This is a genomic window from Amycolatopsis sp. NPDC088138 (genome assembly GCF_044741685.1).
Classification (GTDB): domain Bacteria; phylum Actinomycetota; class Actinomycetes; order Mycobacteriales; family Pseudonocardiaceae; genus Amycolatopsis.
The window spans coordinates 837,349-852,237 of sequence record NZ_JBIUTB010000005.1 but is presented as its reverse complement, the minus strand read 5'-3'; the positions used below and the strand labels follow the sequence as shown (position 1 = coordinate 852,237).

Genomic DNA, 14,889 nt, shown 5'->3' with positions numbered 1-14,889 from the left:
AATCAAGCACGCCTGATTGTTTCGCCCCGGACGCTGCGGACACACTATTGACATCTTGCCAGTAGTGCCGGTCTGCCTTAGTTTCATCGCCATGGCCGAGACCACCTACGCCGTCGCGGACCGGATCGCCACGGTGACGCTGAACCGCCCCGAGGCGCGCAACGGCTACACGATCCGGATGGCCGACGAGCTCGGCGCGGCGATGGACCGCGCCGACCGCGACGAGGACGTCCGCGTGGTGGTGCTGACCGGCGCCGGCAAGGACTTCTGCGTCGGCGCCGACCTGTCGCAGGGCGGCTTCGACTTCGACCCGGCGACCGGCCCGGACGCGGCCTGGCAGGAACCCGCCGGCCGCTGCTCGAAGCGGATCTTCACGATGAACAAGCCGGTGATCGCGGCCCTGCAGGGCGCGGCGGTCGGCGCCGGCAGCACGATCACGCTCCCCTGCGACTACCGGCTCGCCTCCGAGGACTCCCGGTTCGGCTTCGTGTTCACCCGCCGCGGCATCTACCCCGAAGGCGCGTCGGCCTGGTTCCTCCCCCGGCTCGTCGGGATGGGCACCGCGCTCGACTGGATGATCAGCGGCCGCGTCTTCCCCGCCGCCGAGGCCCTCGCAAAAGGCTTGGTGCACCGGGTTTTCCCCACCGGAACCGTGCTCGACGAGGCCTACAAGCTGGCTCGCGAGATCATCGCGAACACCGCACCGGTGTCCGTCGCGGTCACCCGCCAGCTGCTCTACCGGATGGCGAGCGCCGATTCGCCGTTCCCGGTGCACGAACTCGACTCGCGCCTGATCGGCGGCCTGGGCACGAACGCGGACGCCGTCGAAGGCGTCATGTCGTTCCTGCAGAAACGGCCGCCGTCGTGGGGCCTGCGCGTCGACAAGGACCTGCCCGACTACCTCCCCTGGCTGGACGCATGACCGACTACCCGCCGCAGCCCTGGAACCTCGTCGCGGACGCCCGCGTGTCGGTCTGGCGCGTGCCGGCCGCCGACCTGCCCGCGGTGGCCGGCGAACCGCTGGTGATCGCCGGGCACGCGTCGGTGTTCACGGCGTGGATCGACTACACCCCGCCCGGTCAGCTGGCCTACCACGAACTGCTGGCCGCGGTGGCGGTCAAGGGCCGCCGGGTCTCGTGCTCGATCACCGAGATCTGGGTCGACAGCGAGGCCTCCCTGGCCGGCGGCCGCGAGCTGTGGGCGATCCCGAAGGACCTCGCGACCCTGGACTTCACGGGCGGCCGCACCTTCACGGCGACGGCCGCCACGGCAGAGGACTGGATCGCGACAGCGGCGTTCCGGCGCCGCGCCGGGCTGCCGGTTCGCCTCCCGACGTCGTTCGACGTGGTCCAGGAACGCGACGGCCTGCTGCGGACCCCGGTGGGCGCGAAGATCAGCCCGCGCCCGGCGTCGGCGGACTGGAGCTTCAACCCCCGCGGCCCCCTGGCCCACCTGGACGGCCGACGCCCGGTGACGAGCCTCGAACTCCCGGCGTCCCAGCTGCGTTTTGGGGCCTGAAGACCGTCCCCGAACCCCCGGATCCGGGGCCTGAGCAGCACCTCTCGGTGATCGCGTAACCCGCGAGGGTGAGACCGCGACACGCCACCCATTGGGGCACGTGCAGCCGTCAACCCCTACATGTAGTCTCTGGTGACCGGCAGGGCCCAGCGACGGGGAGACCGCTGCAGAGAACTGCCGGGCGTCTTTGAAGAACCTGCAGCGCACGGCCTCGCGAGGCCGTGCGGCGATCCAACGCGCCCGAAACTTGGAGACACGCATGTCAGTCGAAACCGGTCAGCGGCCGCCCGCCGCCGCCGACACCCCCACCGCGATCCGGGTCATCCGGCGGGACGGCAGCGTGTCGCCGTTCGACGCCGGGAAGATCTCGGTCGCGCTGACGAAGGCGTTCCTCGCGGTCGAGGGCGGCGACGCCGCCGCGTCCTCCCGCGTGCACCACGTCGTCGCCGAGCTCACCGAGCAGGTGGAGACCACCCTGCTGCGCCACGCCGGCCCCGAGACCGCGCTGCACATCGAGCAGATCCAGGACATCGTCGAGCTCGCGCTGATGCGCGGCGAGCACCACAAGGTCGCCCGCGCCTACGTCCTCTACCGCGACGAGCGCATGAAGGCCCGCGAGGCTGCCAAGCCCGCCACGGCCGAGGTCTCGCTCAGCGTCAAGGGCGTCGACGGCGTCCTGCGCCCGCTCGACTGGGCCCGCGTGTCCCACGTCGTGGGCGAGGCCGTCGCCGGGCTCGACGACGTCACCGCCGAGCCGGTGCTGGCCGAGGCCAAGCGCAACCTCTACGACGGCATCAGCGCCGACGAGCTCGCCCTGGCCCAGATCATGGCCGCCCGCGTGCTGGTCGAGCAGGAGCCGAACTACTCCTACGTCTCCGCCCGGCTGCTGCTGGACAAGCTGCGCGGCGAGGCCCTGAGCTACCTCGCGAAGAAGCCGCGCCTGGCCAGCCAGGACGAGATGGCCGGCGAGTACCCCGCGTACTTCCGCGCCTACCTGCGCCGCGCGGTCGAGCTGGAGCTGGTCGACGGCGAGCTGCTGTCCTTCGACCTGGACAAGATCACCGCCGCCATCGAGGCCAAGCGTGACCTCGACTTCGGCTTCCTCGGCCTGCAGACGCTGTACGACCGGTACTTCCAGCACCACAACGGCACCCGCTTCGAGCTGCCGCAGGCGTTCTTCATGCGTGTCGCGATGGGCCTGGCGATCCGCGAGGACGACCGCGAAGCCCGCGCGATCGAGTTTTACGAGCTGCTCTCGACGTTCCACTTCATGGCCTCGACGCCGACGCTGTTCAACTCGGGCACCACGCGCGCCCAGCTGTCGTCCTGCTTCCTGACCACGGTGGACGACGACCTGGACTCGATCTTCCAGGCGTACAAGAACAACGCGCTGCTGGCCAAGTACTCGGGCGGTCTCGGCAACGACTGGACCCCGGTCCGCGGCCTCGGCGCGCACATCAAGGGCACCAACGGCCAGTCGCAGGGTGTCGTGCCGTTCCTCAAGATCGCCAACGACACCGCGGTCGCGGTGAACCAGGGCGGCAAGCGCAAGGGCGCGGCCTGCGCGTACCTCGAGACCTGGCACGTGGACATCGAGGAGTTCCTCGACCTGCGCAAGAACACCGGTGACGACCGCCGCCGCACGCACGACATGAACACGGCGAACTGGGTGCCGGACGAGTTCCTGCGCCGCGTCGAGGCCGACGCGCAGTGGACGCTGTTCTCGCCGAACGAGACCCCGGACCTGCACGACCTCTACGGCAACGCGTTCTCGGACCGCTACCGCGAGTACGAGGCCGCCGCCGACCGCGGCGAGATCAAGGTGTTCCGGCGGGTGCGCGCGGTGGAGCTGTGGCGCCGCATGCTCACCATGCTGTTCGAGACCGGCCACCCGTGGATCACGTTCAAGGACCCGTGCAACCTGCGCTCGCCGCAGCAGCACGTCGGCGTCGTGCACTCGTCGAACCTGTGCACCGAGATCACGCTGAACACCAACAGCGAAGAGGTCGCCGTCTGCAACCTCGGCTCGGTCAACCTGCTCAAGCACGTCACCCCCGAGGGCCTCGACACCCAGCGCCTCGAGAAGACCGTGCGCACGGCGGTCCGCATGCTGGACAACGTGATCGACATCAACTTCTACACGATCCCGGAGGCGCGCCGCTCCAACCTGCGCCACCGCCCGGTGGGCCTGGGCATCATGGGCTTCCAGGACGCGCTGTTCGAGATCGGCGTCCCGTTCGCCTCGCCGGACGCCGTGAAGTTCGCCGACGTCTCCATGGAGCACCTCTCCTACTACGCGATCTCGGCCTCGACCGACCTCGCCGAGGAGCGCGGCCAGTACCAGTCGTTCGAGGGATCGCTGTGGAGCAAGGGCATCCTGCCGATCGACTCGCTGCAGCTGCTCATCGACGCCCGCCAGGGTGACGGCCTCGACGTCGACACCTCCTCCACGCTCGACTGGGCGCCGCTGCGCGAGCGCGTCAAGACCGTCGGCATGCGCAACTCCAACGTGATGGCGATCGCGCCGACGGCGACGATCTCCAACATCTCCGGGGTCGGCCAGTCGATCGAGCCGCTGTTCCAGAACCTGTTCGTCAAGTCGAACATGTCCGGCGACTTCACCGTCGTCAACCCGCACCTGGTCAAGAGCCTCAAGGCCCGCGGCCTGTGGGACGAGGTCATGGTCAGCGACCTCAAGTACTTCGACGGCTCGCTGGGGCAGATCGACCGCGTGCCGGCCGACCTGAAGGCGCTGTACGCCACGGCGTTCGAGATCGAGTCGAAGTGGATCGTGGACGCCGGTTCGGTGCGCCAGAAGTGGATCGACCAGGCGCAGTCGCTGAACCTGTACATCGCGGCGCCGAGCGGCCGCAAGCTCGACGAGCTGTACCGCTACGCGTGGCACAAGGGCCTCAAGACCACGTACTACCTGCGCGCGCAGTCCGCGACGCACGTGGAGAAGAGCACCCTGCGCGGCACCGACGGCAAGCTGAACGCCGTCTCGGCCACCCCGGCCCCGGCCGCTCCCGCGGCGGCTCCGGCCCCCGCGCCGACGCCCGCCCCGGCCGCGGCTCCGTCGCCGTCGGCTTCGGTCCCGGCCGTGCCGGTGACCCCGCCGGCCGCTCCGGCCGCCAAGCCGGAGCCGAAGGAGATGCCGAAGGTGGAGGACGTCGACTTCGTCGCCACCGAAGGCGCCGCCTGCCGGATCGACGACCCCGACTGCGAAGCCTGCCAGTAAGGAACCCGAAGAACATGACCAACGTGGAGACGACAGGCGTCACCGGCCTCGGTGAGATCGAGGTCGGCGCCGCCCGGATCAACGTCGACGACAAGCGCATGATCAACGCGCGCGCCGACGTCAACCAGCTGCTGCCCATGAAGTACACCTGGGCGTGGGAGAAGTACCTGGCCGGCTGCAACAACCACTGGATGCCGACCGAGGTCGCCATGCAGGCCGACATCGCGCTGTGGAAGTCGAAGGACGGCCTCACCGAGGACGAGCGGCAGATGCTGAAGCGCAACCTGGGCTTCTTCGCGACCGCGGAGTCCTTGGTGGCCAACAACATCGTGCTCGCGGTGTACCGTCAGATCACGAACCCCGAGTGCCGCCAGTACCTGCTGCGCCAGGCGTTCGAGGAGGCCGTGCACACGCACACCTTCCAGTACATCTGCGAGAGCCTCGGCCTGGTCGAGGGCGAGCTGTTCAACATGTACCGCGAGGTCCCGTCCATTTCGGACAAGGACGCGTGGGCGCTGAAGTACACGCAGCACCTGGAGGACCCGGACTTCGAGACCGGCACGCCGGAGGCCGACACGGCGTTCCTGCGTGACCTCGTGGCGTTCTACGTGATCTTCGAAGGCATGTGGTTCTACACCGGCTTCGCGCAGATCCTCTCGCTCGGCCGCCGCAACAAGATGGTCGGCATCGCCGAGCAGTACCAGTACATCCTGCGCGACGAGTCGATCCACCTGAACTTCGGCATCGACTGCATCAACCAGATCAAGATCGAGAACCCGCACCTGTGGACCGAAGAGTTCCAGGCCGAGGTGCGCGGGATGCTGAAGGACGCGTGCGAGCTGGAGGTCGCGTACGCGCGCGACACCATGCCGCGCGGCATGCTCGGCCTGTCGGCGCAGCTGTGCGAGCAGTACATGCACTTCATCACCGACCGGCGCGCGCAGCAGATCGGCCTCCAGCCGATCTTCGGCGAGACCGAGAACCCGTTCCCGTGGATGTCCGAGGCGATGGACCTGAAGAAGGAGAAGAACTTCTTCGAGACCCGCGTCATCGAGTACCAGTCGGGCGGCGCCCTCGACTGGGACTGACGTCTCCGGGAATCAGCTGCTTCACCGGCGAAGGAGCAGGACGTGAGCGGTGTCGATACCGTCCGAGGAATCGGTTACCAGCAAGCTCATGCCGTCCGCATGGCACTCGATGTGTACGCGGACGACAACCTCGGTGCTCTCCGCGTCGAAGGTACCGAGGATGTCATGGACATCGAGATCCATGACATCCTCGGTGCCATTGTGGCAGCGGCACAGCTCAAATCTCGGGTCAGCGGCAAAACCTGGGGCCGCAAAGAGCTGCTCGCGATCTTGCGCACGTGGGCTACCCTCGACATCGCAAAAACGGCTTCCTTCGAGCTCATCACCAACGGCAAGCTCGGACCGACCGGCGACACGGTCCGAAACGCGCTCGAGGCGGCGGCCGAGGGTGACCTGACCGCCCTAGCAGAGCTTCTCGACACCGACGTGGCCAGCAGTGTGTGCCGAGTACTGAGCCGGGCTCGCATCCGCCTCGAGACCTCCGACGCCGAAACCGTCTTGAACGAAGCCGAACGAGAAGTGCGTTCGATGCTGCCGGGGGCGAGGACACCGGCAGACCTCGCAGAAGCGGCTCGGCGCATCGTCGACGAACTGTTCCGCCTTCTCATGGATCGGGCTGCGCGACGAGACCCGGCCGAACGCATCGTCACGAAGGAGAAGATCGCCGAAGTCCTCGGCAGAGTGGCTCATGTGGCGGAGCCGGATCGATGGCCGGGAAGCCTGCAGGCCGAGTACCAGAGCAAGATCACGGACATCCCGCCGGCCACGGTTTCGGCCAAGCTCGTCCGCCTCGACTCCGTCGATGCGCAGGAGCCGGGCGTGACCGTGCAGAGCATCCTCGATAGCAGCGGTCCCGTCTTGATCGCCGGCGGCACCGGCACCGGAAAATCCACGGCGGCAGCGCAACTCCGTTACGAAGCGGCACTTTCCGGCCGGACAGTCCTCATCGGACACGCCGAGACCTATTTGGAGGGAAGGCTAGACGCCTTGGTGGCGGACTCCCTGTCCGCCTCTGTGGGGCGCGCTCTTCCCGCGATCACCGGGCGGCAGCTGCTCAACGACTCCCGCGCGATCCTCGTGATCGACGGTGTTTCCGAGGTACCGCAGCTGGTGCGGGACAGGCTTCGCGACGAAATCCGGGTACTGACAGCAACGGGAACCGGAGCGCGGATCGCGCTCATCGGGCGCGACCTCGCCGTTCTTGGATCCGTTTTGCCGGTGACCGCGGCGTCTGCCCGGTTTCGCGTCGCCGGCTTCGGCCGGACCGAACGTCGAGAGCTCGTGGAGCGGATCGCAGGGGAAGCCCACCCGGGCGAGCACGGACGGCTCACGGCCCAGGTGGAGCACGCGCTCGGCGACGCAGCGGGCAATCCGATGCTGGTGTCGATGGCCACCGGGTTGCTCCTCGACGGCACCGAGTTCACCGACCGCGCCTCGATCTACCGGGCCACCGTGACCCGGCTCGCCGAACGCGGAAAAGCCGCGGGCCTCGATGTCGCCGCGGCAGTGCTGGGCATCGTGTTCGCGAACCTGCTCGACGAGGGCCGCCGGTACGCCAACCCGGTCGAGTGGCACCGGCTGCTCCATGACGCGGCCCGGAAACTCGGGGAGATGGGCGTCCCCGTCGAGCTTGCCTCGTTGCGCGAAACAGTTCAGCGAACCGGGCTCGTCACATCGATCGGGCAAACCCAGACGCAAACGCCGATCCACGACTCATTCGCGGACTATCTTGCCGGTGCCGCGGCAGCCGAGGGCCTGGTCCGTTGGCCGGAGCGGCTCGACCAAAGCGACGAGCAGCGAGTGCTTTTCGCCGCCGCCCTCGGCAACGTCGGCGGCGAGCTCGCCGGGAAAGTCGCACGCGATGTGCCATATCTCACAGTCCGGCTTGCCGGCTACGACACCCGCCCGATCGGTGCGTCCGGCCCCTCGGAGATCTTCGAGCTTCTCAAGCAGCTCGCTCCGGCTGATTCCGTACGACCGGCCCGGCTGTGGCACGACGGCACTCGTCTGGTCGCATCGCTAGCCGGGGACGTCCCGAGCTGGATCGAGCCGGCAGACGGCAAGAAGCTCACCCGCACCTCCCTGACCGCGATATGTGATCCACCCACGGGCCCCTTAGGCGTGGCCGTCAGATTGTGGCGACTTCTTCTTCAGGAAACGCTGACGAACCGGCGCGCTGCACGCAAATCCTCCTTTGCCTCGGCGGAAGCGGCTCGCAGCGCGCTCGAGCAGCAGGCGGCGGAAGAAGTCCAAGCCCTCACCAAGCTCGTGCCCGCTGTCGCACCACCGGGGAAGGCGGAGATTCTGGCCGCCGCTGTCGGTCCGTATGGGTTGACCGCCGTACTCCGGGAGCAGAACGAGGTGCACGGCGTTGCCTATTGGCCCGTCGAGTATCGCAGAACCGACGAAGTGGTCGTCAGAGCTGAAGCCCCGCCGGACACCGCGCCATTCACAACTCGAACCGTGGTGAGCAGTCTGGTCGAGCAATCGGCCGACCAAGCCGCAGCCGCCCGGATACGTGCTGCGATCAACGAGCTGACCACCAAGAACTGGCTCTGATATCGAGGAGAGCGCCCATTTCAACCGAATCGGATCTTTGGAAAAACGTATGGCACCAGGCTGACCTCTGGTCAGAAACCCCTGTCGCCGAAGCTGTGCAGCGTCATCTTCCGCGCAATGCTTCCCGACGTTCGGAGAGCGTTCCCGGCGTGCTCCAGGAACTGACTGCCGGGTTCGGCGCCGCGATGGTGCACCCGCTTCGGCTCGGCACGACCGTTCCTCACTTGCTGGCGGCGGACATCGGTTTTCGCCGGGCGAATCGGGACGCGGGTCTCGACCGCTGGCTGGCCGCGGCACAGCAGCTCGAGTCCGCGCACCGCATGACCTTGGCCTGGTTCAGATCCAGGCTGCCCGGTTACCCTCTGATCAAGGCACCGCAACTGTGCCCCAACACGCCGTATACCACCGACCAATGGACCTTCGAGCTCACTTGGTCTCGCGATGAGCGCCAGCGTGGGCTCCAGTTCCAATCCCAGCCGCCCGACGTCAGTGCGTTTTTGGCCATTCCCCGGGAACAGCACAGGGAACTGGTGCGCGCTGCGCAGTCCGTGGCCCAAGCGCTCGGCCGGACGGATCAATGGCTCTCGTTCGAGACCGAAGCCGCGGGGCTGGATGACGTCGCAAAAGACGAGCTCCGCGCCGCTCGCAAAGGCCTGCGCGAATCCCTCTCGTCGGCGGCCGTCGACGCACATGAGCCGCACCTGTTCTTTCCACGCAACGAGTACCGTATCCAAGCCACCTCGGACGCTGTCGAGTCGCTCACCGGAAAAGCCCGCGCATACAGCGAAGCATTCGCGCGGGTCAACCAGCTGATCACGACTGCGACCAGCGACGTCTTCGGCCAACTGGTCGCCTTCGGAGAACCTCCCACCCTGCCGGCGAGCACTCTCGACCTCCGCGGCGGCGAAGCCGCAACCGTCCGGTTCGAGGTACCCGAGCAGTACGTGATCTTGCTGAACTGCGGCAACGTCGTCTGGTTGGACGACCCCCTCGTGGTGGACGCCGTCCGGATCGAGTCGCTCTCGACAAACCTGATGTCGACCGGCGAAGGCACGCTGAAGGTCGGCGCGGTGGTCCTCGACGGGACAGCAGACGGCTGGCAGCCGCATCGACGGTCGTAGGCGCAAGCTCGCGAGGAGGGAGCTCTGACCATCGGCCGTGAATTCTGCCAGCAGAGCCGGCTCGAGCCAGGTCTGCCGCCAAAGCCGGTGGCCTTCACGGCTCACCCGAAAAGAGGACACCTCCACCTGTTGTCAGGTGGTCAACAAGGGTGCATCGTGGAGGGGTAGCCGATCTCGACGGGGAGATGGTCACCTTGACGAGCACTGTGGGCCGGGCCGCCGAAGCGCTGCGTGAGCGCGTTCCGCCGCTGACCTCTCTTCCGCTGCCCCAGGGCGTCGACCGGCGGTGGCTGCAGTCGCGCTGGCCCGTCAAGGAGCTCGCGACGCCGCCCGCGGGCAGCGGCCTCAAGCCCGTCCTCGGTGACGAAGGCCCGCCGGTGGTCGGGCACATGCTCGAGATGATGCGCTTCGGCCCCGCCTTCGGCCTCCGCCGCTACGAGCTCTACGGCCCGGTGTCGTGGACCGGCGGGTTCGGCCGCCGGATCGTCGCGCTGTCCGGGCCGGAGGCGACGCAGATCGCGCTCGTCAACAAGGACAAGGCGTTCTCGCAGGAGGGCTGGAAGTTCTTCATCGAGAAGTTCTTCGAGCGCGGCCTGATGCTGATGGACTTCGGCGAGCACCACCTGCACCGCCGGATCATGCAGCAGGCCTTCACCCGCGACCGGCTCGTGGGCTACGTCAACGAGATGGGCCCGGCGCTGCGCGAAGGCGTCGCCGGCTGGGGCGCGCACGAGCGGCCGCGGCTGTACTGGTCGCTCAAGCAGCTCACCCTCGACGTCGCGACCCGGGTGTTCATGGGCATGCGCAGCGGCGCCGACGCGAGCCGCATCAACCGCGCCTTCGTCAGCTCCGTACGGGCCGGCACCGCCCTCGTGCGTGTCCCGGTGCCCGGCGGGCGCTGGTCGGCCGGGCTGCACGGGCGGAAGGTCCTGGAGCGCTACTTCGGCGAGAACCTGCCCGCCAAGCGCGCCGCCGACGGCGACGACCTGTTCGCCGCGCTCTGCCACGCCACCACCGAGGACGGCGACCGGTTCAGCGACACCGACATCGTCAACCACATGATCTTCCTGATGATGGCCGCGCACGACACGACGACCATCACCAGCAGCGCGATGGCCTACTACCTCGCCAAGCACCCGGAGTGGCAGGAGCGGGCGCGCGAGGAGTCCCTGGCGCTGGGCGACGACGTCCTCGACATCGACACCATCGACAAGCTCGAGACGCTCGACCTCGTGATGAAGGAGGCGCTGCGGCTGGTCGCGCCGGTGCCGTCGCTGACCCGCCAGACCGTCAAGGACACCGAGGTCCTCGGGCACTACATCCCGGAGGGCACGCTGGTCGGCGTCTCACCGACGGTGAACCACTTCTCGCCGGAGTGCTGGACGGACCCGTTCACCTTCGACCCCGAGCGCTTCGCCGAGCCGCGGCGCGAGGACAAGTCGCACCGGATGGCGTGGATGCCCTTCGGCGGCGGCGCGCACAAGTGCATCGGGCTCCACTTCGGCGGTCTCGAGGTGAAGTTGCTGATGCACGAGATGCTGCGCGCCTACCGCTGGTCGGTTCCGGAGAGTTACACCGCGCGCTGGGACTACGTGTCCCTGCCGGTGCCGGCGGACGGTCTCCCGGTGCGGTTGGCGCCCCGCTGACCGCCACCCGTCCGTGGCTCGATACACATGGTGACACGATGTCACCAATCGTGGGGGTCTGTTCACTCGTTCAGCCGGTAGACACCCCGTTACGCACGTGATGGCGTGGCATCGGCTGCGGCCGAGGGGTACCCCGTGTGGGTTCATGATCCCTGACACCGCGCCTGAACTGGCCAGACCTGTGCGTGAAGAAGGTGGAGAGTGTCTGAGCCCGGTGCCGCGCCAGGGTTGCTGGACGTGGCCCGCAGGTGGGCGGCGACCCTCGCTGACACCAAAGGAGTAACGCTTCCCCCGGAAGAGCTCGAACAGCTCTTGCTCGGGGTCGCGAACGACGCCGTCGACCACATCAGCTCGGGACACGACGGGGCGCTGCTGCGGTTCAGCGCGCTCTACGCCGCGTCGCCGATGGGGATCGCGCTGGCCGACCCGGACGGCGAGGTCGTCGAGGCCAACCTGGCGCTGGGGCAGCTGCTCGGCTGCCCGCCGGACCGGTTGCGCGGCCGGCACATCACCGGGCTCGGCTCGACCGACCACGACGTCTCCCGGCTCAAGGCCGGACTCGAGCAGGTGAGCTCCGGCGTCGAGCGCTTCCGGGAGCGGATGCTGCTCGACCACGCCGAGGACGGCCGGCTCTGGACCGACGTCACCCTCGCCCGGCTGCCCGGCGACCGGCCGGGCTCGGTGTACCCGGTGCTGATGGTGTCCGACGCGAACGAGCTGCACCTGCTGCAGGAGCGGCTGGTGCACCAGAACGTCCACGACCCGCTCACCGGGCTGCCGAACGCGACGTCGTTCAGCACCAAGCTCGAAGCGGCGCTCAGCGCCGGCGCCCACGACGACATCGCGCTGATCTACCTCGACGTCGACGGCTTCAAGGTCGTCAACGACGGCCTCGGCGCCGGGGTCGGCGACCAGGTGCTGCGCGGGGTCGCGGGCAAGCTGTCGGCCGTGTTCACCGGCCACCACGACGGCTTCGTCGCGCGGCTGTCCGGTGACGGCTTCGCGGTGCTCCTGCGCGGCCGGCTCTCCGCCGCCGAGGTCGTCGAGCTGGTCGAGCGCGCGCTGGAGGACCTCAACGAGCCGATCTACCTCGGCGGGCACGGCATCGGCGTGAGCGCCAGCGCGGGCATCGTGGTGCGCGCGGCCGTCGAAGACGGGGCCGCGGAGCTGCTGCGGGCCGCCGAGATCGCGCTGCACCGGGCCAAGGAGGCCGGCAAGGCGCAGTGGATGCTGTTCGACCCCGAGCTGGACGCCCGTGACCGCGGCCGCTACCAGCTGGGCGCGGTGATCGCCGGCGCCCTGGAGAACGGCGAGTTCTCGCTGGTCTACCAGCCGACGGTGAAGCTCGCCGACACCGCCGCGATCGCCGCGGTCAACGCCGGCCTGCGCTGGAACCACCCGGAGAAGGGCGAGCTCGGCTCCGACGAGTTCTACCCGCTGGCCCAGACCACCGGGATGACCGTGCCGCTCGGCCGCTGGCTCCTGGCCGAGTCCCTGGCCGCGACGGCCCGCTGGCGGACCCGCCTCGGTGACGCCGCGCCGGACGTCTGCGTCCGGCTGCCCGCGCGGCTGGCCATCGACCCGGACCTGGTGCTGCTGGTCCGGGAGCAGCTGGACAAGCACGAGCTGCCGGCGACGGCGCTGCGGCTGTGCACCGACCGCGAGTCGGTGCTCGACCCGCGCGGCGAGGTCCTCGACTCGTTCGCCGTGCTGGCCGACCTGGGCACGCAGCTGGTGCTGACCATCTCCGGCTCGGCGGACCTCGAGCTGATCCCGCAGCACGGCCTGCCGGTGCGGCACGTGATCCTGTCCGGCCCGGTGATCGACGCCCTCGACGCCGAAGAGCCCGCCGAGTCCGACATCCGGCACCTGACCCAGCTGGTCACCCGCGCCCGCGAACTGCAGCTGAAGGTGGGCGCGGAGGGCGTCCGCACGCACGAGCAGGCGACGCGGCTGCGCCAGCTCGGCGTGGTGGCCGCGCGCGGGCCGTTCGCGAACGACTCGGCCACCGGCGACGAGGTCGACGAGCTGATCGCGCGGCACCCTGGCGGATCTTGACCAAGCCGGTCGCCCGTCGGCTCCGAACACCCGGCAAGATGGGTTCTGCCGCCGACGAGAAGGGACCTCCATGGACGCCGGAGACCTCGCCCCCGATTTCACGCTGCCCGACGACCAGGGCCAGGAGCGCAAGCTCTCGGACTTCCTGGCCACCGGCCCGGTGGTGCTGTTCTTCTACCCGGCCGCGATGACCGGCGGCTGCACGGCGGAGAGCTGCCACTTCCGCGACCTCGCCGCGGAGTTCGCCGAGGTCGGCGCGCACCGCGTCGGGATCAGTCCGGACGGCGTCACCAAGCAGCGGCAGTTCTCCGAGGCCAACGGCTTCGACTACCCGCTGCTGTCCGATGTGGAGGGTGAGGTCGCCAAGCAGTTCGGCGTGTGGCGCAAGCTCCTTCCCCTGCACGCGAAGCGCGCGACCTTCGTGATCGGCGAGGACCGCCGCGTGCTCGAGAAGATCAAGAGCGAGCTGAACTTCACGGTCCACGCCGATCAGGCGCTGAAGGTCCTGCGGGAGCGCAACAAGGTTTCCTAGGCCGGCCGCGCGAGCCGCCACACGTGGTTCGTGCCGGCGCACGACGGCGCCAGCGGCTGCTCCTCCGGCTCCTCACGCACCTTCGTGAACCCGAGCCGGGCCGGTACCGCGCCGCTGCGGGCGTTCAGCTCGTCGTGCTTGATCTCGACGTAGCCCGCGCCGAGCCGGAACGCCTCCGCCGTCAGCAGCGCGACGCTCCGGGTCATCAGGCCGCGCCCGGTCCAGCCGTGGGCCAGCCAGTAGCCGATCTCGACACCGCCGTCGCGGGTCATCACGCCGACGCCGCCCGTCACCTCGCCGTCTTCGCCGATCGCGTATTCGTACGCTTCGCCGCTCTCCCAGCGTTTCGCGGTCAGCCGGAGGAACTCCGAGGAGTCGTCCGAGGTGTAGCCGCCGGTCGCCCAGATGAGCCACGGCCCGAGGTGCTCGAGGGACCCGCTCACGAGCGCGGTCAGGAGCTCACGATCGCCGGGGTGCCAGCGGGTCAGCGTCAGGTCACCTTCACGGTAGGTCTCGGCCGGGGTCTCCATGCGCGAGGTCTCCTTTCTCAGGGTCGGTCGAGCCGCCAGACCACGGCGGTGCCGGTGCACGCCGGCGCCCGGTCCGGGTCCGCGGTTTCCTTGCGGGCGGGCGAAAAACCCAGCCTGGCGGGGATCGCGCCGCTGCGGGCGTTCAGCTCGTCGTGCTTGATCTCGACGTAGCCGGCGCCACGGCGGAACGCGTCGGCGATCAGTGGTGCGGCCGCGCGGGTGATCAGGCCGCGGCCGGTGAAGCCGCGAACGAGCCAGTACCCGAGTTCGACTCCGCCGTCGCGGGTCAGCACGCCGATCCCGCCCGCCAGTTCGGCTCCGACCCGCACCGCGTACTCGTACGCCCGGCCGGTTTCCCAGTTGTCGTGGGTGAGACGGAGGTAGGCCGCCGCGTCGTCGGCGGTGTACCCGCCGGCCGCCCAGGGCAGCCAGTCGGCGAGGTGCGCACCGGAACCGGAGACGGCGGCGGCCAGCGCGGAGCCGTCCGCGAAGCGCCAGCGCGTCAACGTGAACTCGTCGCGGGTCAAAGCCTCGGCCGGGGTCTCCATCGGCCCATGGTGCCCCGGCCGGGCCGTGCCGCGCGCGGCATTTAGCTGACG

The 14,889-nt window shown here is 69.0% G+C and carries 10 protein-coding genes and 1 pseudogene; 9 read left to right on the top strand and 2 right to left on the bottom strand.

Features of this window, described 5'->3' with window-relative positions; all coding sequences use genetic code 11:
- Positions 1-91: 91 nt before the first annotated feature.
- The 9 genes from ACIOD2_RS30515 (at position 92) to ACIOD2_RS30475 (ending at position 13,760) form a co-directional block, all read left to right on the top strand.
- Positions 92-922 (top strand): enoyl-CoA hydratase-related protein, encoded by an 831-nt coding sequence (locus tag ACIOD2_RS30515; protein WP_400545442.1) that lies wholly within the window; start codon positions 92-94, stop codon positions 920-922.
- Positions 919-1,518, top strand: coding sequence for an acetoacetate decarboxylase family protein (locus ACIOD2_RS30510; RefSeq protein ID WP_400545439.1), 600 nt, complete (start codon positions 919-921; stop codon positions 1,516-1,518). Before ACIOD2_RS30515 ends, ACIOD2_RS30510 begins: the two co-directional genes overlap by 4 nt.
- Before the next feature lie 259 nt (positions 1,519-1,777).
- On the top strand, positions 1,778-4,756 hold the full coding sequence (locus tag ACIOD2_RS30505; protein WP_400545436.1) for a ribonucleoside-diphosphate reductase subunit alpha: 2,979 nt from the start codon (positions 1,778-1,780) through the stop codon (positions 4,754-4,756).
- Positions 4,757-4,770: 14 nt separating this feature from the next.
- The gene (locus ACIOD2_RS30500; protein ID WP_400545433.1) at positions 4,771-5,844 is read left to right on the top strand and encodes a ribonucleotide-diphosphate reductase subunit beta; all 1,074 of its coding nucleotides are present in this window, start codon (positions 4,771-4,773) and stop codon (positions 5,842-5,844) included.
- Positions 5,845-5,886: 42 nt separating this feature from the next.
- Complete coding sequence (locus tag ACIOD2_RS30495; RefSeq protein ID WP_400545430.1) at positions 5,887-8,403, top strand: NACHT domain-containing protein; 2,517 nt, start codon at positions 5,887-5,889, stop codon at positions 8,401-8,403.
- A 149-nt stretch (positions 8,404-8,552) separates the two neighbouring features.
- Positions 8,553-9,524, top strand: a complete 972-nt coding sequence (locus ACIOD2_RS30490) for a hypothetical protein (RefSeq protein WP_400545427.1) — start codon at positions 8,553-8,555, stop codon at positions 9,522-9,524.
- A gap of 185 nt (positions 9,525-9,709) precedes the next feature.
- On the top strand, positions 9,710-11,170 hold the full coding sequence (locus ACIOD2_RS30485) for a cytochrome P450 (RefSeq protein ID WP_400545424.1): 1,461 nt from the start codon (positions 9,710-9,712) through the stop codon (positions 11,168-11,170).
- Positions 11,171-11,407: 237 nt separating this feature from the next.
- Positions 11,408-13,228: a diguanylate cyclase domain-containing protein gene (locus tag ACIOD2_RS30480; protein ID WP_400546201.1), complete on the top strand. Its 1,821-nt coding sequence runs from the start codon at positions 11,408-11,410 to the stop codon at positions 13,226-13,228.
- Between the two features lie 70 nt (positions 13,229-13,298).
- Positions 13,299-13,760, top strand: a complete 462-nt coding sequence (locus ACIOD2_RS30475) for a peroxiredoxin (protein WP_323330292.1) — start codon at positions 13,299-13,301, stop codon at positions 13,758-13,760.
- Here ACIOD2_RS30475 and ACIOD2_RS30470 read toward each other — a convergent pair.
- Positions 13,760-14,290: pseudogene (locus ACIOD2_RS30470) on the bottom strand (GNAT family N-acetyltransferase); the annotation flags it as partial. The gene ACIOD2_RS30475 and the pseudogene ACIOD2_RS30470 overlap by 1 nt on opposite strands.
- Positions 14,291-14,307: 17 nt before the next feature.
- Positions 14,308-14,838 carry a GNAT family N-acetyltransferase gene (locus tag ACIOD2_RS30465; protein ID WP_400545420.1) on the bottom strand — a complete coding sequence of 177 codons (531 nt, stop codon included), beginning with the start codon at positions 14,836-14,838 and terminating at the stop codon, positions 14,308-14,310.
- Positions 14,839-14,889: the final 51 nt, after the last annotated feature.

Bases quoted from the DNA above. Each gene is read 5' to 3' on its own strand.
- ACIOD2_RS30515 (WP_400545442.1), top strand. From the start codon at position 92: ATGGCCGAGACCACCTACGCCGTCGCGGACCGGATCGCCACGGTGACG.
- ACIOD2_RS30510 (WP_400545439.1), top strand. From the start codon at position 919: ATGACCGACTACCCGCCGCAGCCCTGGAACCTCGTCGCGGACGCCCGC.
- ACIOD2_RS30505 (WP_400545436.1), top strand. From the start codon at position 1,778: ATGTCAGTCGAAACCGGTCAGCGGCCGCCCGCCGCCGCCGACACCCCC.
- ACIOD2_RS30500 (WP_400545433.1), top strand. From the start codon at position 4,771: ATGACCAACGTGGAGACGACAGGCGTCACCGGCCTCGGTGAGATCGAG.
- ACIOD2_RS30485 (WP_400545424.1), top strand. From the start codon at position 9,710: ATGGTCACCTTGACGAGCACTGTGGGCCGGGCCGCCGAAGCGCTGCGT.
- ACIOD2_RS30475 (WP_323330292.1), top strand. From the start codon at position 13,299: ATGGACGCCGGAGACCTCGCCCCCGATTTCACGCTGCCCGACGACCAG.
- ACIOD2_RS30465 (WP_400545420.1), bottom strand. From the start codon at position 14,838: ATGGAGACCCCGGCCGAGGCTTTGACCCGCGACGAGTTCACGTTGACG.